The organism is Ruminococcus sp. Marseille-P6503, assembly GCF_900604945.1.
GTDB lineage: Bacteria > Bacillota > Clostridia > Oscillospirales > Ruminococcaceae > FB2012.
The window spans coordinates 165,836-187,111 of the sequence record NZ_UWPB01000001.1 but is presented as its reverse complement, the minus strand read 5'-3'; the positions used below and the strand labels follow the sequence as shown (position 1 = coordinate 187,111).

Here is a 21,276-nt window from a genome sequence, read left to right as displayed (position 1 = left end):
TCTCCGTCCTAATGGTTATTTCGGCTGAGCCAGACGTTTCCACGGTCTTTTCTTCTCCGTCCAGCCTTTGGCGTTCCAGTATTCTGTATCCGCCTTATTCCATGAGCCGCCTTTGTTCATCATACGGGAAATCCCGAAAAAGAAACGTCCCTTTAAGCCCGCGGCAGGTCTGAAGCCGGAGCTTTTTATCCTTGCGGCGATCCTGCTTAACTCCGACTCTATACGAGCCTTTTTCTTTTCGCTTACGCCGTCCCAGGAAACCGCCCTGACCGCCTTTCCTACAGAATAGACCTTCGGAACTCCCCAGAATATCAGACTGTCCTTCATATCCTTATTGGCGGATCTTGAGCCGCCTCCGGCACAGGTGGAAATCACTATCCCCTTTTTCGAGAACATTTTCTCTTCCGGACGGTGTACTATCCATCTCCAGCCGTAGTGATCGAGAAAAGCTTTCATTGAACCTGTGCAGTGATAGACATACACAGGAGAAGTAAGAATTATCACGTCGGCGTTATCCATCGCGCCGGTAATAGGCTTCAGCTTTTCCGCGTGAGGACAAAGGCTTTCGCTTTTTACGATACAGTTTGTACAGCCGCGGCAAAATTCCCCGAAATCCCGAGGAAGAAAAAATTCGTAAATATCCTTTTCCTCCGCGAGCTTCTCAGCCATAAGCCTTCCTATATGATATGTAGAGCCTTTATGATTCTGACCGTGAATAAGAGCGATTTTCATTGCGCCGCCTCCTGAAATTATTATACTGTGTTTTTTCGTGCATTTTTGTTTTGCGCGTTATACCCCTCTGCTAACAGGCAAAAAAGAGGGAAAAGTTGCACGCGGACGTGCAACTATGAACAGAAAAACTTTTAGTTAAAACAAAATTTGTATACTTGAACGAATCTCTGTCGCTAAATCTGTGTGATATGACGGTAAAATCAAGCGGTACGGCGGAGCTTCAAAAGCATATATCACATTTCCTCAATCAGCTTTGCAATGTTGTTCGCATATTCGGTTATAACGCCTGTGCGCTTTCCCTCCAGCATTACACGGACAAGCGGCTCGGTACCGGATTCTCTCACCAGAATCCTGCCGTCTTCGCCCAGCTTTTCCTTGTACGTCTGAATCGCGCTCTGAACCGCCTCGCATTTTTCCCACATACCCTTTTTGTCGGCGGTTATTTTTACATTTACAAGCACCTGAGGATAGCAGTCCATGCAGGAGGCTATCTCGCTGGCTTTTTTCTTGGTCTTTTTAAGCACCTCAAGCAGCTTTACTCCCGTAAGCTCGCCGTCGCCCGTGTTCGCTTCGTCGAGAAAAATAATATGACCGCTCTGCTCTCCGCCCAGATTGTAGCCGAACTGCTGCATTCTTTCGAGAACATATCTGTCGCCTACGGCTGTGGTGGTAGCGTTGATACCCTCGCTTTCCGCGAACTTGAAAAAGCCCAGATTGCTCATAACGGTTACTACGCAGGTGTTTGACTTTAATTTTCCCTGAACCCTCATGAATTTTGAAAATATCGCCAGAAGCTTGTCGCCGTCTATAAGCTGTCCGTTTTCGTCCACCGCAAGACATCTGTCAGCGTCTCCGTCAAAGGCTAAGCCCAGATCGCATTTTTTCTCAACTACAATCCTTTGCAGGTCTTCAATATGAGTAGAGCCGCAGTTTTCGTTGATATTTGTTCCGTCCGGCTCGTTATGAATAAATACGCAGCTTGCGCCCAGACCCTCGAAAAGCTTGGGAGCCACTCTTGAAGCAGAGCCGTTGGCGCAGTCGATCGCTACCTTTATGCCCTTGAAATCACAGTCTACGGTTTTCATAACATATCTTACATAATCCCACTCGGCGTTAGGCTCGTAAAATACCCTGCCTATTTCACAGCCGTCTTTCAGCTGCATTTTCTCGGGAGTATCCAGTATCAGAGCTTCAATCTCCTCCTCAATTTTATCCGAAAGCTTGAAGCCCGAGCCTGAAAACAGCTTTATTCCGTTGAATTCAACGCTGTTGTGCGAGGCGGAGATCATGACGCCCGCGTCGGCTTCGTACTTCTGCACCAGCATAGCTACCGCCGGAGTTGGAACTACCCCCAGAATATGAGCGTCGGCGCCGACCGAGCAGATACCCGCGATAAGCGCGGCTTCAAGCACGTCGCCCGAGATCCTGGTGTCCTTTCCGATTATAATTTTAGGCGTATGGTTGGTTTCCCTGGCAAGCACCAGCGCCGCGGCCCTGCCTATATTCATAGCGGTTTCACAGGTAAGCTCAGTGATCGCAACTCCCCTTGCTCCGTCTGTTCCGAATAGTCTTCCCATTATAAATTACTCCTTTTAATGATTTTCAGCCCTTGCAAACAGTCTTTTTCAAGCGTCAGTTATCTTTTCAGCAGCATTTCAAGCTCGGTTATTTCTCCTCCGGCGACCTGCTGAATCATCTCTCGTCCGGTGGGTCTGAAGCCTATGCGGCGGTAAAAGCCTATCGCGTTTTCGTTTCCCTTCAGTACGAAAAGCACGACTTCCCTTTTTTCAATCTTATTCAGACAGCTTTCCATAAGTGCTTTTCCTATTCCGGCTTTCTGATATTTCTTCAAAACGTACAGGGCTACGATCTCTCCGGCGCTTTCAGCGGAGCAAAAATCCCTGCGCTCCGGCAGAAACGCGGCGAAGCCTGCCGCCTGCCCGTTTACAACGGCGACAAATTTATTCTGATACGTATCGGCGTACCGTCTGCATTTTTCGTAAGTATGAGAATCCAGAAATTCGTCCGGCATAAGTCCTCTGTAGGTTTCCTGCCACGCCTTATAATGCACATACGCGGCTCCCGATGCGGTCCTATCCGTCTGAGACTGTATCTCAAACCGCATAAGGCTTCTCCTCCTCTCACAAAAAACGAATACAATTTGACATTTTATTATACCATATATACGACGGCAAGTCAAACAAAAATTATCCTGACAAGCTTCTTTTTATTTTCCCTGTCGGTTCAGAAAGCAAAGCTTAAAATACTGCGTTACGCATACCCGATCGGTTGACATTGAATCTCAGCTGTGATATAATGTTTTTAAATGTAATTAAATATGCAATGGAGGATTTTTTAATGTCAGTTATAAAACTCAAGCCCGCCTTCAAGGATTATATCTGGGGCGGAACAAGACTGCGTGATGATTTCGGCAAGGAATGCGATTACGACAAAGTTGCGGAAAGCTGGGAGCTTTCCTGTCATAAGGACGGAAATTCGATCGTAGCTAACGGCGAATATGCCGGTATGACTCTGGCGGAATACATTGAAAAAGCCGGAAAGTCAGTTTTAGGAACCGACTGTGAGAAATTTGACAGCTTTCCTATTCTCATCAAGCTTATCGACGCGAAGGATAATCTTTCGGTTCAGGTACATCCCGACAACGAGTACGCGCAGAGAGTGGAGGGAGAATACGGAAAAACCGAGATGTGGTATGTTGTAGACTGCGACCCCGGCGCAACGCTGCTTTACGGCTTCAAGCATGAGATATCGAAGGAAGAGTTTGCCCGACGTATCGCGGACAATACCCTGCTGGAGGTTACGAACGCGGTTCCGGTAAAAAAAGGCGACGTATTCTTCATTGAGGCGGGAACGCTTCACGCTATCGGAAAGGGTATCCTTATTGCCGAGATCCAGCAGAATTCAAACACGACATACCGTATCTACGACTACGGCAGAGTCGGAAAGGACGGCAATCCGAGAGAGCTGCACGTTGAAAAGGCAAAGGACGTCACAGCCCTTCGTCCTGCAAAGCAGTATCCCGAAACGCCTGTTGAAGAAAAGGACGGCTATAAAATCAAGCTGCTTTCCTCCTGCGAATACTTTACGACATACCGAGTCGACGTAGAAAGCAAGGCGGCGCTTGAAGCTGACGGAAGCTCCTTCAACAGCATTCTCATGCTGGAGGGAGAAGCCAAGATAATCGCGGACGATATTGCAGAAGCCAAGAAGGGCGACAGCGTTTTCATTCCGGCAGGCACAGGTAAATACGCGGTCGAGGGCAAATGCCGGTTTGTGCTTACCAAGGTCTGAGCATATGCCCGGATCAGATAATCGGCGCCGCGGCTTTTGATTAGCCGTCCGTTGAAATAATAATCAATAAGTAAAAGGGAGAATGAAAAATGAAATATTATATCGGTATCGACTTGGGCGGTACAAATATAAAGGCGGGAGTAGTCGACGAAAAGTTCAGTATCGTATCGAAGGCCTCCTGCAAAACCAATCTTCCCAGAGCCGCTGAGGAGATTTGCAGGGATATGGCTGAAACAGCCCTGAAAGCCGTAGAGCTTGCCGGACTCACCCTCAGCGAAATAGAAAGCGTAGGGATAGGCACTCCCGGAACGGCAAATTCAGCCGACGGCATTATCGAATATTCCAACAATCTCGGCTTCCTTGACTTTCATGTCGTTGAGATGATGAAAACCTTTATCGACAAGCCCTGCTTTGTTGAAAACGACGCTAATGCCGCGGCCTACGGCGAATACATTGCCGGAGCCGCCAAAGGCGCCGACGACGCAGTATGCATTACCCTCGGAACCGGAGTAGGCAGCGGAATAATCATCGGCGGCAAAATATATTCCGGCTTCAACTTCGCAGGCGGAGAGATCGGTCACACCGTTATCGACCCCAACGGTCCCCAATGCACCTGCGGCAGGCACGGCTGCTTTGAGGTTTTCTCATCAGCAACCGCTCTTGTGAGAATGACAAGAGAAGCCATGCTTGAGAACAAAGGCTCCATCATGTGGAAAATGAACGAGGATGACGGAAAGATTTCAGCCCGAACCGCATTCAACGCCATGAGAGAAGGCGACAGAGCCGGCAGAGAGGTAGTCAATAAATATATAAAATACCTTGCCTGCGGAATCACAAACGTTATCAACACCTTCCAGCCGGACATTCTGTGTATCGGCGGAGGCGTATGCAACGAGGGAGACCCCCTGCTGCTTCCTCTGAAAGAGCTGGTGGCAAAGGAGGTCTACACTAAAAACTCGGCTAAGAACACCGAGATAGTAATTGCCGAGCTGGGCAACGACGCGGGAATCATCGGGGCGGCTTTCTTGGGGCTTTCGCACTGATATGAATATTGAAATTACAAAGGTCAAAGAAGAGGAAAAGGAAATTCTCCGGAACCTGCTTGAAAAGTATGACTATGAGTTTTCGCAGTATGACGGACGGGACGTTGACGAAAACGGAAACTTCGGCTACGAATGGCTTGACTATTACTGGACGGAGGACGGGCGTTATGCCTACTTTATCCGCGCGGATAATAAAATTGCAGGCTTTGCAATGAGCTGTCCGTATGCTGAATACAGAGAAAGCACCGATTATCAGGTGGCTGAATTCTGCATACTGCCTAAATACAGAAAGCTTGGACTTGGCAAAAAGCTGGCTTTTTATCTCTGGGATACGCACAAGGGCAGCTGGGAGATCCGCTGTCATCCGAAAAACATCGGATCGGTCAGGTTCTGGGAAAGCATAGCGCTGGAATACTCCGGCGGAAAATGCGAGATCGTTCACAACGATACGCTGGCTGAACCGTACGATGACAAAACGCTGCCGAATATGATTTATTTCAGCTCTGAAGCATGAAAAGGCATACGGCTCTACAATTTTGCCGCCGCGCGCATACGCCTGACAGCAGAAAAACCGCAGGTTGTCCGTGATAATACTGCCGGCAGTATTGCTTCCTGATATTCTCAGCGGACATTTTAACAAAAAGCTCAATACAATACTTAAAAAAGGAGCAAAAGCTTATGGGCTTATTTGACAAAATATTAAAAAGCGCTGCAAAAGCTATTGACGATGCAGTAGACAAAAACGGCAACACGGGAACAGTTCCCAGCCTTTCAAAAATGATGGACAATGCTCTTGGAATGAAAGACAAGGCGGTCGGAGGTTCTTCCGCGCCGGCGGAAAATAAATCCGCCCGGACGCCTGAGCGTATCCTTGAAAGCGGTACGGCAGCGGCAAAGCCGTCAAGACTTGTGAACGAAATTTTTTATGACGGAGACGACACGGTTATTGAATTGAAATATACCTTTATGCTCAGCGGGGATTTTCTACCTTTCAGAAGCGGAGCCGGCGAGGTAGATTATTCGGCTCTGTATCTGCCCTACAGCAGCGAAGAACACGGAGATAACGAATATGACAGCAGTCTTCCCTGCTTCTGTATCGTAAGCGCTCCGGAAAACGAAATATATGATATGATCGAAAGCTGCAGGAACGGCTCGGTTCCCGACCAAGCGTTTATGTTCCTGAAAGTTTCAGACCTAGGAGAAAAAATATATTTTAAAGCCAAGGTAAAATTGCGCGGAAATATTCTCTATTTCTACGCGCTTGACAGAGGAATGAGCTGGGAGAACAACTACATCGGAGTATCCTATAAGCCAGACGTTATGGGAACTCCGTTGGAAAAGAAGCTTATGGCCGCGGTTGACGAAGCGGCGGCAACCTATAAGGAAACAATTTTATAACCTAGCGCCGATGAAAAGCCAAGCTTACATCGGGCTTTGCTCCGAATTAAAACCAAATTATTATAAAAAGAGGTAATCAGAATGTCAGAATGTAAAAATTGTAACTTTTTCTGCGGCGAAGTTGACAAGGCTCCGCAGAGATCGCTGTTCAACGCTCTGGGAATGACCAAGGAGGAAATGGAAAGGCCGCTCGTAGGCATAGTTTCCTCATATAACGAGATCGTTCCGGGGCATATGAACATCGACAAGATAGTAGAAGCCGTTAAAATGGGCGTTGCCATGGCAGGCGGAACTCCCGTAGTATTCCCTGCCATCGCTGTATGCGACGGAATCGCTATGGGACATCAGGGAATGAAATATTCGCTTGTTACCCGCGACCTTATTGCCGATTCAACCGAATGTATGGCGCTTGCTCATCACTTTGACGCGCTGGTAATGGTGCCTAACTGCGATAAAAACGTTCCCGGACTGCTGATGGCGGCGGCCAGAGTAAACGTTCCGACTATCTTCGTATCAGGAGGACCTATGCTTGCCGGTCACGTCAAGGGAGGAAAAACCTCGCTTTCAAGTATGTTCGAGGCTGTAGGAGCTTACAACGCCGGAAAATACACCCTTGAAGACGTTGAGGAATATGAAAACAAGGCCTGTCCTACCTGCGGAAGCTGCTCCGGTATGTATACGGCAAACTCAATGAACTGTCTTACCGAGGTTCTTGGAATGGGACTCAGAGGAAACGGCACTATTCCGGCGGTATATTCGGAAAGGCTGAAGCTTGCAAAGCACGCCGGAATGCAGGTAATGGAGCTTTACAGAAAGAATATCAGACCCAGGGATATAATGACCAGGGAAGCTTTCATCAACGCGATCACCGCGGATATGGCTCTCGGCTGCTCCACAAACTCAATGCTTCATCTTCCGGCTATCGCTCACGAATGCGGAATAGAGCTTGATCTTGACTTTGTAAACGAAATTTCAAAGAGAACGCCTAACCTCTGTCATCTTGCCCCCGCCGGACATACATATATGGAGGATCTTAACGAGGCAGGCGGCGTTTACGCCGTTCTTAACGAGCTGAACAAGAAGGGTCTTGTCAACACGGAATGCGTTACCTGCACAGGAAAGACCGTAGGCGAGAATATCAAGGGCGCTGTAAATCTGAACCCGGATATCATCAGACCTATCGACAATCCGTATTCGGAAACGGGCGGAATCGCGGTGCTAAAGGGCAACCTTGCTCCCGACACCTGCGTTGTAAAGCGTTCAGCTGTCGCGCCTGAAATGCTGGCTCACGAGGGCCCCGCAAGAGTGTTCGACTGTGAGGAGGACGCTATAGAGGCCATCAGAGGCGGCAAAATCGTCGCCGGCGACGTAGTCGTAATACGCTACGAGGGGCCTAAGGGCGGTCCGGGCATGAGAGAAATGCTCAATCCGACGTCGGCTATTTCCGGAATGGGTCTGGGCTCAACCGTGGCTCTTATTACCGACGGACGTTTCAGCGGCGCTACGAGAGGCGCTGCAATCGGCCATGTTTCTCCCGAGGCTGCCGTAGGCGGTCCTATAGCCTTTGTAAAAGAGGGAGATATAATTTCAATCGACATCAACAACAACAGTATTCAGCTCAAGGTTTCCGACGAGGAGCTTGAAGCAAGAAAGAAAAACTGGACGCCGAAGGAGCCTAAGATAAAAACAGGCTATGCCGCCAGATACGCTTCTCTCGTAACCTCTGCAAACAGAGGCGCGATCCTTGAAATAAAATAGATCGGCTGTCACACCCGCCCCGTTCCGTCAAAGCTTTTTGCTGAACGGGGCAGTGAGATCATCTGAAATCAACGAGGCGGAGCTTTCCGCCTGAAAGGACGGATTTTTATATGGTAAAGAAAATAGTACAGTTCCTTTTGCTGCTTGTATTCATAGCTTTTGTGATCTGCGCGATTGTCGTCGGAAGCTATATGCTCAACCACCCGTCTACCGAGGGCGATACAAGAACGCTTATTTCCGGCGCCTGGTACGACGAGGAGGAGAACGTTACGCTGACCTTTGACGAAAACAGCAAATTCAAGATATCTTACACCGATGACGAAAGCGTCATCGCGGAGGGATACTTCAAGGTAGACGAGGACTCCAGAAAAATCAAGCTTTTTATTCTTCCGGGAAATCACGCGCCGGAATTTGACAAAGCCATGGATTATATGTTCTTCGCTCAGATATCCTATACGGACCTTAACGATCCGTCCGCCTCAGAAGACGCAACCGACGCCGACAAGGAAAAGCCGTGCACCGTCACCTTCCTTGTCAACGGCTCAAACAAGCTTTACAGCTGCGAGATGCCGGAAAAGACTCTTGACCTTTACGCCAAGGGCAAATCATTTGAGGAAAAGAACTGATGAAGCTTTTAATAAAAAACGTGCGGGCTATAGACCCTCAGACGGGACTTGACAAAATTACCGACATTCTCTCGGAAGACGGAATAATCACTGAAATAGGCAGCATATCCCGCGGCGCTGATAGAGTTATAGACTGCAAAGCAAGGCTTATCGCTTTCCCCGGATTGTTCGATATGCACGTCCATTTCAGGGACCCGGGATTTACTCACAAGGAAGATATTTTTACGGGAGCGGAAGCCGCAAAGGCGGGAGGCTTCACAGGAGTTCTGCTGATGCCCAACACAAAGCCTGCCTGCGACAATCCGGAAACCGCGGAATATATTCTGAAAAAGGGCGGCCGGACGGGTATCAATATTTACACCTCGGCTTGTATTACAAAGGGTATGCATAGCCGGGAGCTGTGCGATTATGACGCGCTGAAAAAGGCGGGAGCGATCGCTGTTACCGACGACGGACGGCCTGTTGAAAACGCGGAGCTTATGAGAACGGCTCTGGAGCTGTCCAAAGAAAACGGAATGACTGTGCTTTCGCACTGCGAGGATCTCAGCATAATAAACGGCGGAATAATAAACAAAGGCGAAGTATCGCAAAAGCTGGGCGTAAAGGGTATGGACAGGGCGTCGGAGGATTATATCACCGCAAGGGAGATAGCTCTGGCGGCTTCCTGCGGAGCGCATATACACATCTGTCACGTTTCGACTTACGGCGCGGTAAATATTATAAGAGCCGCCAAAAAGGACGGAGTAAAGGTGACCTGCGAAACCGCTCCGCATTACTTTACCTTTACGGAAGAAAAGCTGCTCGGTAAAGACGCGGATTACAGAATGTCCCCTCCGCTGAGAACGGAAAAGGACAGGCAGGCAATCGAAAACGCCCTGCTGGACGGAACGATAGACTGCATTATTACCGACCACGCTCCACATACGGCTGAAGAGAAGGCTGATTTTGAAAAGGCCCCCAACGGAGTGGTTGGACTTGAGACCTCCCTTGCCGCCGCGCTGACGCGGCTTTATCACACCTCAAAGGCGGAGCTTTCAAAGATTGCCGGGCTTATGTCTGTAAACCCCAGAAAAATTCTCGGTCTGCCTCCTGTTATGATAAAAGAGGGAGAAAGCTGCGAGCTTTGCATATTTGATCCCGACCTCGAGTGGGAGGTTATTCCTGATAAGCTGCGCTCCAAATCCAAAAATACTGTGTTTAAGGGCGAACGCTTAAAAGGCAGAAACGTTTATACGATCTGCGGAGGGCAAATAGTATACGAGCTTCAGGACTCTGTCTGAAGCTAATGAAAGGAAGATGAAAAATGTCGTTTGACAGACTTATTGAAAACATTGTAAAGACTCAGAATCCTTCAGTCGTCGGTCTTGACCCCAAGCTTGAGTATATTCCGGAATATATCGTCGGCAAGAAGATAAAGAAATACGGAAAGACGCTGAAAGCGGCGGCAAAGGCTATTCTTGAGTTCAATAAAGGCATTATCGACGAGATACACGACATCTGCCCCGCGATTAAGCCTCAGGCAGCCTATTATGAAATGTACGGCTGGGAGGGCGTTAAGACTCTCTGCAAGACTATTGAATACGCTCAGGAAAAGGGTATGTTCGTTATGACGGACGGCAAGAGAAACGACATCGGCGCGACAATGGACGCTTACGCTACGGCTCATCTCGGCGTTACCGAGGTATGCGGCGAGGAAATTCCAGCTTTCGGCGCTGACGCTCTTACCGTAAACGGCTACCTCGGCACTGACGGGATCTCGCCTCTGCTTGAAAAATGCAGAGCTTACGACAAGGGTATTTTCGTTTTGGTAAAGACCTCGAACAAGTCGTCGGGAGAATTGCAGGATCTGATGATAGGCGACAAGACAGTTTATGCCGTCATGGGCGATATGTGCGAAAAATGGGGCGTTGAGGTCATGGGCAAGTACGGCTACAGCGGCGTTGGAGCCGTTGTCGGCGCAACCTATCCCGAACAGCTTAAAGAAATGAGAGCGGCGCTTCCTCACACCTTTTTCCTTGTTCCCGGCTACGGCGCTCAGGGCGGCGGAGCCGAGGGCGTTGCAAAAGGCTTTGACAAAAACGGTCTGGGAGCTGTCGTAAACTCCTCCCGCGCGGTAATGTGCGCGTACAAGAAGGAGGAGTGCGACGAGCATGAATATGCTCAGGCGGCAAGGCGTGAGGTTATCAGAATGAAAGAGGATATTATTTCTTATCTGCCTAAGATAGCGCTTCCTGAATAATGATCAGCGGGCGGATTTATTCCGCCTGTATTTTTAGGATACGATATTCAGGAATGAACTTGAAGCGCGGAAGAAGCTCTACTGAAATACAAGCTTCAATACGCATAATAAAACGCTTTCAAAGAAATAATATATTGAAAGACCTTTGCAAATCCTTATCTAAGGTATAAAAAATGATAAGGAATTTAACTCGGAGCAAAACCCGATGTAAGCTTACTTAACATCGACTGCGACGAGGCAGCCTCACCGCATGAGCCTTAGCTCCGTAGGTGTTCAGCGGGGATATAATCCCCCGCTGAATGACAGAATGAACCCCGCCGCCTTAAGAAGGCGGGGGACATCGGTGAATAGGTTATATGACATTGTGCAGCAATACAAAATTAACCGAAAGGACTGATCAGATGTACAGGCAGGGCAAATACCCCATAACCCAAAAATGCGCGGCGGCTAAAGGAATTTTCGATATTACCGTAAAATGCCCGGAAATTGCGGCTGAAGCTGAAGCAGGTCAGTTTGCGCAAATCGCCGCCGAGGGATTTTTTCTTCGCAGACCTATCTCTATCTGCGATATTGACAGGACAAACGGAACGATCCGCTTTGTTTTTGAGGTAAGGGGAAAGGGAACAGAAAAAATTTCAGAGCTTAACAAGGGGGATATGATTGATATTATCGCTCCCTTGGGAAAAGGCTTCAAGGCGCTTGGATCTGACAAAAAAGCCGTATGCATTGGGGGCGGAATAGGTACTCCGCCTATGCTGGGCATAGCTAAAAAGTACGGTAAAAGAGCCGCGGTAATCAGCGGCTTCAGAACCTCTTCTATTGCTATTTTGCAGGAGGATTTCAAGGCTGCGGGCGCTGAAACGATCCTCTGCACAGACGACGGCTCGGCAGGCGTTCACGGCTTCGTCACCGACGCTCTCAAAAGCTATCTTAAATCCGCAAAGCCTGATATAATTTACGCCTGCGGCCCTATGCCCATGCTTAAAGGAATCGTTGACATAGCGGAAAAATACGGAATCGAAACGCAGGTATCTCTGGAACAGCGGATGGCTTGCGGAGTGGGAGCGTGTCTGGGCTGCGTATGCAGAACGGTAAAGGACGGAAAGGAAATATATTCTCACGTCTGCAAGGACGGACCTGTATTCGACAGCAAGGAGGTGGATCTTAATGGCTGATCTGAGGGTAAAAATTGCCGGAGTTGAGTTTAAAAATCCGGTCATTCCCGCAAGCGGCGCATTCGGCTACGGCAGAGAATACGAGCAGTTTTATCCTCTCTCAAGGCTGGGAGGAATTTCAGTAAAGGGAACTACTCTGCACGAACGTCAGGGAAATCCCGGCCCCAGAATAGCTGAAACGCCCGCAGGTATGCTTAATTCGGTAGGGCTGCAGAACGGCGGCGTTGAAAAATTTCTCAGCTATGAGCTTCCCTCTCTGGTCACAAAGGACACAAGAATAATTGCAAACATCGCCGGCTCGACGGTCGAGGAATGCGCCGAGCTTGCCGAAAGGCTCAAAGGCTCAGCCGTTGACATGATAGAGCTTAATATATCCTGTCCCAACGTAAAGCAGGGCGGCGCGGCGTTCGGCACAGACTGCGCTGTAGCAGGTCAAGTCACAAGGGCTGTAAAGGACGCCTCGGACAAGCCGCTGATGGTAAAGCTTTCTCCCAACGTAACAAGCATTACGGATATAGCCAAATCAGTTGAGGCTAACGGAGCCGACGCGCTTTCACTTATAAACACACTTCTCGGCATGAGGATCGACATAAAATCACGCAGACCTATCCTGAAAAACAACGTAGGAGGACTTTCCGGCCCTGCCGTTTTCCCTATTGCGGTAAGAATGGTCTGGCAGGTTTCGAACTCCGTAAAGATTCCGATAATCGGCATGGGCGGAATTTCAACGTATGAGGACGCCGTTGAAATGATGATGGCTGGCGCTGGCGCAGTCCAGATCGGCGCGGCTATCTTCTCCAACCCCTATGCTCCGATTGAAATAATAGAGGGGCTTGACAAATGGTGCGATGAAAACGGAGTAAAGAGCATAAGCGAAATCGTAGGTACGGTCAAACCCTGGTAGGTATTACTGTATCCTATTCAGGCAGACATTTAAAACAAACCGGACAATCCTTTTTATACGGACTGCCCGGTTTTTTATATAAAAAATACAATATATCTAATGACGATATCTCTGCTTAAGCACAGCGCATATAAATTGAGTAACCATGTATGCGCAAAATTCTATGCACGGCTCTTAAAGCTGCTCCTAGGCTATTATCACAATATTGCAGCCTCTTATTTCTCCGACCTTTCATCCTCTTCCTGAGCCGCGCGCAGTATCTCGTTCATACTGAAAGAATTTATTATACGGTCATAAAGCTTGTAATGATGCTTTCTATCGGAATTTTTCTTAATAAAAGCCAATGCTGACATAAGCTTGTCGGTGCGCAGCGCAACAGTATTTTTCCCCTCGCATGAATACACGATATACCTGCTTGTGTTCCACGAATCAGGTCTGTCAAACCCCTGGATTTCTATTCTGACCTCGTCATCCAAACGCTTACTCATTATGCCCTGCCCTTCCCGACAAAATAATATCAATTTAACATTATTATACCACAGCTGCACCGTACTGTCAAGCTAAAGTCACTTACGTCCTTGCAGAAACAGCCGTTTAATTTGTTTTCCTGCCGCCTTTGTCAGGTCGCATAAAAAATCCCGTCACCACAAAATGATAACGAGAACCATGCAATCACACCGAATTCACAGCAAAATATACTTACGGCAGATATAAAAATATCCGCTACCACTGTGTGATAATGGACAATTCACTGATACTGGAGCGGATTACGAGGCTCGAACTCGCTACCTCCACCTTGGCAAGGTGGCGCTCTACCAGATGAGCTAAATCCGCATTGCAGATCCAAAAAACTCAGATCTGATTATGGTGCCTCCGGACGGAATCGAACCATCGACACGGGGATTTTCAGTCCCCTGCTCTACCTACTGAGCTACAGAGGCATACTTAAATCCAAGGTCATTGGATTTAAGCTGGCGACCTGAATGGGGCTCGAACCCACGACCTCTAGCGTGACAGGCTAGCGTTCTAACCAACTGAACTACCAGGCCGTAAGCAGATTAAAAATGTTGAAGTCAAAGGCTTCAACATTTTCTGCTTGTTCTGGTGGGAACAACAGGGCTCGAACCTGTGACCCTCTGCTTGTAAGGCAGATGCTCTCCCAGCTGAGCTATGCTCCCAAAATCGACTGCGAAAACTTGCGTTTCACAACATAATTAATTATACGCCATTTTACTCCGTTTGTCAAGCCTTTTTTTATATTTTTTTCTCACAGCTTTATTTTCGTCAATTAAAGCTATTTTTATTAAAGCTTCCCCTGTATCTTTGGAGAAATTACACAATCATTTCTGACCGCCGTTCATTTTCTTTACAAGCGTAAATATATAAAAGCCCCCCGCTTTCTGCGGCGGGAGGCTCAGATATACATTTTTATCAGTTGTTGATAAGCTTATCCTCGTCGCTCCAGCTGTAAAGCTTTCTGATCTCCGCGCCTACCTTCTCGGAAGGATGCTCGGAAGCAAGCTTTCTCATAGCCTTGAAGTGAACCTGAGAGCCCGCGCTTGACATATCGAGGAGGAAGTCCTTGGCGAAAGTACCGTCCTGAATATCTGAAAGCACCTTCTTCATAGCCTTCTTTGTATCCTCAGTAATGATCTTAGGACCTGTGATATAGTCGCCGTATTCAGCGGTATTTGAAATCGAATATCTCATGCCTGCAAAGCCGGACTGATAGATAAGGTCAACAATAAGCTTCATCTCATGGATACACTCAAAGTAAGCATTTCTCGGATCATATCCCGCTTCAACCAGAGTTTCAAATCCAGCCTGCATAAGAGCGCATACACCGCCGCAGAGAACAGCCTGCTCTCCGAAGAGGTCGGTTTCAGTTTCCGTTCTGAAGGTCGTTTCAAGAACGCCGGCTCTTGCTCCGCCGATACCCGCGGCATACGCAAGACCTATATCCTGAGCGTTGCCCGTAGCGTCCTGCTCAACTGCAATAAGACAAGGTACGCCCTTGCCTGCCTGATACTCCGAACGAACTGTATGACCAGGTCCCTTAGGAGCGATCATTATAACATTAACGTTCTTCGGCGGAACGATACAGCCGAAGTGAATATTAAAGCCGTGAGCGAAAGCTAATGTCTTGCCTTCGGTAAGATAAGGAGCGATCTCGCTCTTATAAAGCGCAGCCTGCTTCTCGTCAGGAATAAGTATCATTATAATGTCGGCAGCCTTTGCGGCGTCGGCGGTAGTCATAACCTTAAGCCCCTGCTCCTCTGCCTTTTTCCATGACTTTGATCCCTCGTAAAGACCTACGACAACGTCTACTCCGCTGTCCTTGAGATTAAGAGCATGAGCGTGTCCCTGTGAACCGTAGCCGACGATCGCTACCGTTTTGCCTTTTAAAAGGTTCAGGTCGCAATCCTGCTGATAAAAAATCTTTGCCATTGTAAATTCCTCCAGTATATTAAATGTAATACCTAATATTTTATGTAGCCGCTGCGGGCTATATAAGCTTGAATCACTTCCTTGCGGCGATAACGTCCGCACCCTTCTGAATCGCTATAGTTCCCGTTCTTACCATTTCCAGAATGTTATACGGCGTAACTATCTCCTCAAATCTTTTGAGATGAGCATATGTATCGCACAGCTCCAGGGTCATGGTGGTCAAGGTAATATCCATTACCTTGGCGCCGGTTATGTCCGCAATCGTCATAACCTCGCTTCTCTTATCGGCGGTACAGGCGATCTTCACGATCATAAGCTCTCTTGCAAGGCACTCGTCCTTTGAAAGGGTTTTTACCTTTATTACCTCGATAAGCTTGTTGAGCTGCTTTTCGATCTGCTCAACGGTATGCTCGTTGCCGTCGGCAATTATGGTTATGCGGGAAATCGTCGGATCCTGCGTAGGACCTACCGCAAGGCTTTCAATATTAAAGCCTCGCCTGGAAAAAAGCCCTGAAATTCTTGAAAGCACTCCGCTGTGATTTTCCACTAAAACAGATATAGTATGCTTCATATCTTTATACCCTCCACTTTTCTTCCGCAATTTATAATTATAGCACTGGTTTATTAATTTATTTTTAATTTTTCACACATCTAAAATTAAAGATACGGCAAAATGCAGAACTGTCAAAGCGTGGCTGCATTTTCATCTACCCTTACCTCCGCAAGGAAAAGACCGTCTGTTTCGCTGAGAAGCTTTATTGCCTCATTCATCGAAGCCTCGTCGGTAACTCTGACCGCCGGTATACCGTAAGCGTCGGCAAGCTTGATAAGGTCCGGAGAACCGTCGAGAAATACCGCCGTTTCCCTGCCGTTATATCCGTTTGTCTGAAGCTCTCTTACCATGCCGAGGCGGTTATTCGACATAACTACTATTTTGACGTTTACTCCGTGCTGAACCGCCGTTGCGAGCTCCATAAACTCCATCTGAAACGCTCCGTCGCCGCATATTGCCATAACCGGTCTTGACGGGTCCGCCATCTTCGCTCCGATAGCTGCCGGAACGGAATAGCCCATAGTTCCCATTCCGCCCGAGGTAAGAAACCTTCCTCCCTCTTTGATATGATAGCCCGTTGCAGTCCAGATCTGATTCTGTCCGACATCGGCGACAACTACCGTATTATCAGGCATCGCCCCTGAAAGCTTCTCCATAAATTCTCTGGGGTTTACCGTTCCGCTTTTTGCCGGATCAAAGCTTCTGAGCCGCTTATACGAATCAAGGCGCTCTAACCATTCCCTATGCTCCATAGGCTCAGCCATTTCAAGCATTTGGGAAAGAACTGATTTTGCGTCGCCTACCAGCGGATAATCGGCTCCGATATTCTTTCCGATCTCCGCAGGATCAATGTCAATATGCAGTATCTTAGTGGTCTTTTCAAGCGCGAGCGGAGTCCTTACAGCCCGGTCGCCTACCCTCGCCCCTACGAGAAACAGTACGTCGCATTCCCTGACCGCCGTATTCGCGCTCTTTACCCCGTGCATACCCAACATTCCGTAAAAAAGCGGATCGTCGTCTGAGAACGCCGAAATACCCATCATTGTAGTGATAACTGGGATCTGCATAATATGCGCGAGCTCGTTTATCTCCTTACGGGCATGAGAGGCAAAGATTCCTCCGCCGATACATATCAGCGGTCTTTCAGCCTCCTTAAGCGCCGTAAGCACTCTTTTTATCTGAAGATAATTACCCTTTGTAGTCGGCTTATAGCTTCTTATATCCGCTGTTTCGGGATATTCAAAATCAATTTCCGCTTTCTGAACATCCATAGGAACGTCAATAAGAACCGGTCCTGGTCTGCCGGTTCCGGCTATATAAAACGCTTCCTTAAAAACCCTCGGAAGCTCCGCGGGGTCCTTCAGAAGATAGCTGTGCTTTACAAAGGGCTCGGCGGCGCCGGTTATATCCGCCTCCTGAAAAACGTCGCTTCCGATCTGATCGGTATTGACCTGCCCTGTAATGCAGACTATAGGTATAGAATCGGCATAAGCCGTTGCGATCGCGGTAATAAGATTAGTAGCTCCCGGACCTGAAGTGGCAATACAAACGGCAGGCCTGCCCGAAATCCTTGCAAAGCCGTTAGCGGCATGACCTCCGTTGGCCTCATGACGGACAAGAACGTGAGTAATGTCGTTGCCGGCGTCCATCAATGCGTCATAAAAGGGACATATCGCCGCACCCGGATAGCCGTAGACGACCTTTATATTCTCCGCCTTTAAACATTCAACCATTGCCTGAGCAGCTTTCATTTTCATAAAGAATCGCCTCCGTAATAAAATTTTTTCAGACACTTAATACGTCTGAAATTAATTTATTATACCATAATACACCTTTAAAGTCAATAGAAAAATAATCAAAAATCCGCAGGAAAACCGAAAAATAAATGTTTTTCAACTGCCCTCAGACTTAAAAAGCCTATGACGGTAACAGCTGCGGAAACGTAGATGCTAAGAAGCCGGAAGTTTATTTTTTATCCTTATTTTTTTTAAGTTTTGCTCTTGTATGTTAAATCCATGTGTGCTATAATACATAGGAATTTAAGGAATCTGACAAACCGGAAACAAAGGAAGTGCATGATACTAAATGTATATATGTCCCGTATGCGGAAAGAATCTGAAGCCTTCAAAAAACGTCTGCCGCTGCAGGAACGGCCACTGCTTCGATATTGCAAGAAACGGATATATAAATCTATTGACCACCAAAGGGAGAAATCCGAAAAAAGCGGGCGACAATCCGCTTATGGTAAAGGCGAGAAGCTCTTTTCTCGACAAGGGCTATTACAGACCTCTGGCTGTGAAAGCGGCAGAAATCATCAAGGCGCTGCTGAACGGAAAAGAACAGCCCGTTATCATAGACAGCGGCTGCGGAGAGGGCTACTATACGTCTTTTTACGCCTGTGAGCTGAAAAACGCGGAAATTTACGGCATAGATTTATCAAAAAGCGCGGTTTCGCACTGCGCGGCAAGAAGCAGGCAAAATGGACTTGCCAACGTAAGCTTTGCCGTCGCTTCAGCCTTTGAGCTTCCCTTCCGCGCGCTTTCGACAGACCTGATCGTTTCCGCGTTTGCTCCCGTTTCAAACGACGAATATACAAGGGTACTTAAAAAAGGCGGTTTTCTGGTTATAATTTCCCCGGCGGCAAGGCATTTGTACGGACTTAAAAGCGTGCTTTATGATGAGCCGTACGAGAACAGACCGAACGCTTACGGCCTAAGAAAATTTGCCAAAATCCAAGAGGAGGAGATAACCTATTCGGTAACTCTTTCCTCGAACGAGGATATACGAAATCTTTTCGCCATGACTCCGTATTTTTACAAAACTCCTGAGGAATCAGGGAGCCGGCTGGAAGCGCTTGAAGCGCTGGAAACCGAATGCAGCTTTCTTATTGAAGCCTACCGAAAAAAATAAGCTCAGAACATAAAAAGAGGGTGTTGTCAATATGAACAAGGATTTATTCTGCAAAGGATATACATGGGGATTTTTTGCTCCCAGCGGAACAATGCAGACCGAAGCGGCGGAAAGGTCGATGGAAAGGCTGGCGTCGAACGGTCTTAACTGGATATGTATTCCCGTAAACGCATGGCAGGAAAGCTTTGCAAGCACCAGAATATTCAGCGACTACGAAAGGACTCAGACCGACAGCGACTTGGTTTTTGCAGTAAAAAAGGCAAAATCGCTTGGTCTGAAGGTCTGCCTGAAGCCTATGGTAAACTGCTTTGACAGGGCATGGAGAGCAAGGATCGACTTTCCGTCTGAAAATCCGGAATACTGGGATAAATGGTTCAGATCGTATAACGCCTTTATGCTTCATTACGCCGCGATTGCTGAAAAAACAGGCTGTGAAATGCTTTGCACCGGCTGTGAAATGGCAGGAATGGACAAGCAGTCCGACAGGTGCAGAAAAATGATCGCGGAGGTACGAAAGCTTTACAGCGGAATTATCATGCATAACATCAATCACGGCGACGAGTTTCGCTTTGATTGGCTGGAAGCTGTAGACGTTATAGGCATTTCCGCTTATTATCCCGTTACGGACGAAAACGACCGCAGTCTGGACAGAATGATAAGGGAATTTGACAAGCGTACCGACGTTTTGGAAAAGGCGCACAAGCATTACGGCAAGCCTGTTATGTTCGCTGAAATAGGTATGCGTAACGAACAGGGCTGCTCTCAGTATCCGTGGGATTTTCACAACAGACCGGAAAAGCCCTCCGACGAACAGGAGCAGGCTGATTTCTATGAGGCGGCAATGACTTCCACATGGAACAAGGATTGGTTTTGCGGCTACTTCTGGTGGGACTGGAAAGCGGTTCTTCCTCCCATTGAAAAGGCAAAGGCAAACCGTGATTTTACGGTATTCGGCAAAAAAGCCGAGCAGGTGCTGAAAAGGTGGTACAGCAAAAACGATTGATACTGTCATGTAAGCTAAGGTTTCCTAAAAAAGAACAAGTCCAGTAAAACGGACTCGTTCTTTTTTGTTATATACGCATAAATAAAGAGAGAACAAGCACTGCCTGTTCTCTCACTATATACAATATTTAATCAAATAGCACTTTAAATACTGTCATACTACTTAGTACATCGGATTCACTCCACATTGAATTAAGTTTCTGCAAACAGCCTCTGCTGCCGCACCTGCCAAATCTGCTTCATTTGGCATTCTTCCTCAAGCCTTACGGCTTAAAACCTAAACCATTGGAATTACACCTTTCAGTAATTTCGATTTCACTCTTAATTACTTAAACCATCGGACTCAACCTTTCAAGTAATTTTACCTACCGCAGAGGTATCATGCCATTGGACTCATACCTTTCGTATAAATTAAATTCCCCTAAGGAACAAACATCAAAATCAAGCTAAAGTTTCTGGCGGACTCACTCCAATCATTTAAATATTCAAGCGCCTTGTGCACATCCTAATCATTATGCACCACTCCTATAGAAACTTTATTCCTTAACCTTACAAGCAATTTCGCTTCAATTTAAATTTTTAGGCGGACTCACTCCCGTCTTTCAAATATCAAATCATATCTTAAAGCGCCTAAATCGCATTTAACAGTATTAAAACTGCTTAAGCCTTAAGTTTACATTGGACTCACTCTTTCAGGTTATTTCAAAAAATCCTTCGTAAAACTTAAATTGTGCATTGGAAACACTCCTCACTAAAATTTATTCAGAAACCTCTTGAAGAAAATCATAGTAATTTCTCCTTTCGCATTATCTGAACTATTAAATTGTAATTTCAGAGTATCCAAACTTGCATAAACTTATTTTCCGATCTACCGCGAAACTCTCGAATCTATATTTTAAAAACCATTTTTCCGGTTTGAGTTTATCAGTCTATACACCTGAGTTGTCACTCGATTTTTTTCAGATTCTGCCGAGTCTCGGGATACTCTGTCCGATCTCTACTGCGTCCATGGGACTCGCTCCTTTCAAATCATTATTAAGCTTAACCGCGGTACCCTGCCGTTCCTGCCGTAAAACTATGCACTATATGAACCACTTGATAATTCTCCGCCGCCGCTTCGATTTAATCAAAGGTACTCGGATAACCCTATAAATTCCTCTGTACTGCGGCTTTGTA

At 47.3% G+C, this 21,276-nt stretch carries 19 protein-coding genes and 4 tRNA genes; 12 read left to right on the top strand and 11 right to left on the bottom strand.

The genetic code is table 11. The annotated features are described in order from the left end of the window. Positions 1–15: 15 nt before the first annotated feature. The 3 genes from EIH25_RS00850 to EIH25_RS00840 form a co-directional block, all read right to left on the bottom strand. Positions 16–732, bottom strand: coding sequence for an NAD(P)H-dependent oxidoreductase (locus EIH25_RS00850; protein WP_124098044.1), 717 nt, complete (start codon positions 730–732; stop codon positions 16–18). Between the two features lie 233 nt (positions 733–965). After that, entirely contained in the window at positions 966–2,309 is a 1,344-nt protein-coding gene (glmM, locus tag EIH25_RS00845; RefSeq protein WP_124098043.1) for a phosphoglucosamine mutase, read from the bottom strand. 59 nt (positions 2,310–2,368) lie between these two features. Next, positions 2,369–2,857, bottom strand: a complete 489-nt coding sequence (locus EIH25_RS00840) for a GNAT family N-acetyltransferase (protein ID WP_124098042.1) — start codon at positions 2,855–2,857, stop codon at positions 2,369–2,371. A 233-nt stretch (positions 2,858–3,090) separates the two neighbouring features. On the opposite strand from EIH25_RS00840, the gene EIH25_RS00835 reads away from it, so the two are divergent. The 10 genes from EIH25_RS00835 (at position 3,091) to EIH25_RS00790 (ending at position 13,187) form a co-directional block, all read left to right on the top strand. Then, complete coding sequence (locus EIH25_RS00835) at positions 3,091–4,044, top strand: type I phosphomannose isomerase catalytic subunit (protein WP_124098041.1); 954 nt, start codon at positions 3,091–3,093, stop codon at positions 4,042–4,044. Positions 4,045–4,133: 89 nt separating this feature from the next. Then, entirely contained in the window at positions 4,134–5,087 is a 954-nt protein-coding gene (locus EIH25_RS00830; protein ID WP_124098040.1) for an ROK family glucokinase, read from the top strand. 1 nt (position 5,088) lies between these two features. Then, positions 5,089–5,601: a GNAT family N-acetyltransferase gene (locus EIH25_RS00825; protein WP_124098039.1), complete on the top strand. Its 513-nt coding sequence runs from the start codon at positions 5,089–5,091 to the stop codon at positions 5,599–5,601. Between the two features lie 164 nt (positions 5,602–5,765). Continuing rightward, positions 5,766–6,485: a hypothetical protein gene (locus EIH25_RS00820; RefSeq protein ID WP_124098038.1), complete on the top strand. Its 720-nt coding sequence runs from the start codon at positions 5,766–5,768 to the stop codon at positions 6,483–6,485. A gap of 81 nt (positions 6,486–6,566) precedes the next feature. Beyond that, a complete protein-coding gene (gene ilvD, locus EIH25_RS00815) occupies positions 6,567–8,243 on the top strand; it encodes a dihydroxy-acid dehydratase (RefSeq protein ID WP_124098037.1) in 1,677 nt (558 codons plus the stop codon). 110 nt (positions 8,244–8,353) lie between these two features. Continuing rightward, a complete protein-coding gene (locus tag EIH25_RS00810; protein WP_124098036.1) occupies positions 8,354–8,869 on the top strand; it encodes a hypothetical protein in 516 nt (171 codons plus the stop codon). Beyond that, the gene (locus EIH25_RS00805) at positions 8,869–10,149 is read left to right on the top strand and encodes a dihydroorotase (RefSeq protein WP_124098035.1); all 1,281 of its coding nucleotides are present in this window, start codon (positions 8,869–8,871) and stop codon (positions 10,147–10,149) included. The genes EIH25_RS00810 and EIH25_RS00805 overlap by 1 nt, the downstream gene beginning before the upstream one ends. A gap of 23 nt (positions 10,150–10,172) precedes the next feature. Continuing rightward, positions 10,173–11,108, top strand: coding sequence for an orotidine-5'-phosphate decarboxylase (pyrF, locus tag EIH25_RS00800; RefSeq protein ID WP_124098034.1), 936 nt, complete (start codon positions 10,173–10,175; stop codon positions 11,106–11,108). Between the two features lie 401 nt (positions 11,109–11,509). Continuing rightward, entirely contained in the window at positions 11,510–12,283 is a 774-nt protein-coding gene (locus EIH25_RS00795) for a dihydroorotate dehydrogenase electron transfer subunit (protein WP_124098033.1), read from the top strand. Further along, a complete protein-coding gene (locus tag EIH25_RS00790) occupies positions 12,276–13,187 on the top strand; it encodes a dihydroorotate dehydrogenase (RefSeq protein WP_124098032.1) in 912 nt (303 codons plus the stop codon). The genes EIH25_RS00795 and EIH25_RS00790 overlap by 8 nt, the downstream gene beginning before the upstream one ends. Positions 13,188–13,402: 215 nt before the next feature. Here EIH25_RS00790 and EIH25_RS00785 read toward each other — a convergent pair whose 3' ends face one another. The 8 genes from EIH25_RS00785 to ilvB form a co-directional block, all read right to left on the bottom strand. Beyond that, positions 13,403–13,675, bottom strand: a complete 273-nt coding sequence (locus EIH25_RS00785; RefSeq protein ID WP_124098031.1) for a hypothetical protein — start codon at positions 13,673–13,675, stop codon at positions 13,403–13,405. A gap of 270 nt (positions 13,676–13,945) precedes the next feature. Continuing rightward, positions 13,946–14,021: transfer RNA gene (locus tag EIH25_RS00780), tRNA-Gly, on the bottom strand. Positions 14,022–14,052: 31 nt separating this feature from the next. Beyond that, a tRNA-Phe gene (locus tag EIH25_RS00775) sits at positions 14,053–14,128 on the bottom strand. Between the two features lie 31 nt (positions 14,129–14,159). Next, positions 14,160–14,236 (bottom strand) — tRNA-Asp (locus EIH25_RS00770). A 53-nt stretch (positions 14,237–14,289) separates the two neighbouring features. After that, positions 14,290–14,365, bottom strand: a tRNA-Val gene (locus EIH25_RS00765). Positions 14,366–14,618: 253 nt separating this feature from the next. Continuing rightward, a complete protein-coding gene (ilvC, locus tag EIH25_RS00760; protein WP_124098030.1) occupies positions 14,619–15,635 on the bottom strand; it encodes a ketol-acid reductoisomerase in 1,017 nt (338 codons plus the stop codon). 73 nt (positions 15,636–15,708) lie between these two features. Next, positions 15,709–16,206 carry an acetolactate synthase small subunit gene (gene ilvN / locus EIH25_RS00755; RefSeq protein ID WP_124098029.1) on the bottom strand — a complete coding sequence of 166 codons (498 nt, stop codon included), beginning with the start codon at positions 16,204–16,206 and terminating at the stop codon, positions 15,709–15,711. Between the two features lie 113 nt (positions 16,207–16,319). Beyond that, on the bottom strand, positions 16,320–17,945 hold the full coding sequence (gene ilvB, locus EIH25_RS00750) for a biosynthetic-type acetolactate synthase large subunit (RefSeq protein WP_124098028.1): 1,626 nt from the start codon (positions 17,943–17,945) through the stop codon (positions 16,320–16,322). Positions 17,946–18,273: 328 nt separating this feature from the next. On the opposite strand from ilvB, the gene EIH25_RS00745 reads away from it, so the two are divergent. Together EIH25_RS00745 and EIH25_RS00740 are read left to right on the top strand one after the other, a co-directional pair. After that, positions 18,274–19,098 (top strand): methyltransferase domain-containing protein, encoded by an 825-nt coding sequence (locus EIH25_RS00745; protein ID WP_124098027.1) that lies wholly within the window; start codon positions 18,274–18,276, stop codon positions 19,096–19,098. Positions 19,099–19,129: 31 nt separating this feature from the next. Continuing rightward, a complete protein-coding gene (locus EIH25_RS00740) occupies positions 19,130–20,101 on the top strand; it encodes a hypothetical protein (RefSeq protein WP_124098026.1) in 972 nt (323 codons plus the stop codon). Positions 20,102–21,276: the final 1,175 nt, after the last annotated feature.

Excerpts from the sequence above, each read along its gene's own strand:
- ilvC (WP_124098030.1), bottom strand. The coding sequence starts at position 15,635 with ATGGCAAAGATTTTTTATCAGCAGGATTGCGACCTGAACCTTTTAAAA.
- EIH25_RS00835 (WP_124098041.1), top strand. The coding sequence starts at position 3,091 with ATGTCAGTTATAAAACTCAAGCCCGCCTTCAAGGATTATATCTGGGGC.
- EIH25_RS00820 (WP_124098038.1), top strand. The coding sequence starts at position 5,766 with ATGGGCTTATTTGACAAAATATTAAAAAGCGCTGCAAAAGCTATTGAC.
- EIH25_RS00825 (WP_124098039.1), top strand. The coding sequence starts at position 5,089 with ATGAATATTGAAATTACAAAGGTCAAAGAAGAGGAAAAGGAAATTCTC.
- EIH25_RS00850 (WP_124098044.1), bottom strand. The coding sequence starts at position 732 with ATGAAAATCGCTCTTATTCACGGTCAGAATCATAAAGGCTCTACATAT.
- EIH25_RS00785 (WP_124098031.1), bottom strand. The coding sequence starts at position 13,675 with ATGAGTAAGCGTTTGGATGACGAGGTCAGAATAGAAATCCAGGGGTTT.
- EIH25_RS00805 (WP_124098035.1), top strand. The coding sequence starts at position 8,869 with ATGAAGCTTTTAATAAAAAACGTGCGGGCTATAGACCCTCAGACGGGA.
- EIH25_RS00745 (WP_124098027.1), top strand. The coding sequence starts at position 18,274 with ATGTATATATGTCCCGTATGCGGAAAGAATCTGAAGCCTTCAAAAAAC.
- ilvD (WP_124098037.1), top strand. The coding sequence starts at position 6,567 with ATGTCAGAATGTAAAAATTGTAACTTTTTCTGCGGCGAAGTTGACAAG.
- EIH25_RS00840 (WP_124098042.1), bottom strand. The coding sequence starts at position 2,857 with ATGCGGTTTGAGATACAGTCTCAGACGGATAGGACCGCATCGGGAGCC.
- EIH25_RS00790 (WP_124098032.1), top strand. The coding sequence starts at position 12,276 with ATGGCTGATCTGAGGGTAAAAATTGCCGGAGTTGAGTTTAAAAATCCG.
- pyrF (WP_124098034.1), top strand. The coding sequence starts at position 10,173 with ATGTCGTTTGACAGACTTATTGAAAACATTGTAAAGACTCAGAATCCT.
- ilvN (WP_124098029.1), bottom strand. The coding sequence starts at position 16,206 with ATGAAGCATACTATATCTGTTTTAGTGGAAAATCACAGCGGAGTGCTT.
- EIH25_RS00830 (WP_124098040.1), top strand. The coding sequence starts at position 4,134 with ATGAAATATTATATCGGTATCGACTTGGGCGGTACAAATATAAAGGCG.
- glmM (WP_124098043.1), bottom strand. The coding sequence starts at position 2,309 with ATGGGAAGACTATTCGGAACAGACGGAGCAAGGGGAGTTGCGATCACT.
- ilvB (WP_124098028.1), bottom strand. The coding sequence starts at position 17,945 with ATGAAAATGAAAGCTGCTCAGGCAATGGTTGAATGTTTAAAGGCGGAG.
- EIH25_RS00795 (WP_124098033.1), top strand. The coding sequence starts at position 11,510 with ATGTACAGGCAGGGCAAATACCCCATAACCCAAAAATGCGCGGCGGCT.
- EIH25_RS00810 (WP_124098036.1), top strand. The coding sequence starts at position 8,354 with ATGGTAAAGAAAATAGTACAGTTCCTTTTGCTGCTTGTATTCATAGCT.
- EIH25_RS00740 (WP_124098026.1), top strand. The coding sequence starts at position 19,130 with ATGAACAAGGATTTATTCTGCAAAGGATATACATGGGGATTTTTTGCT.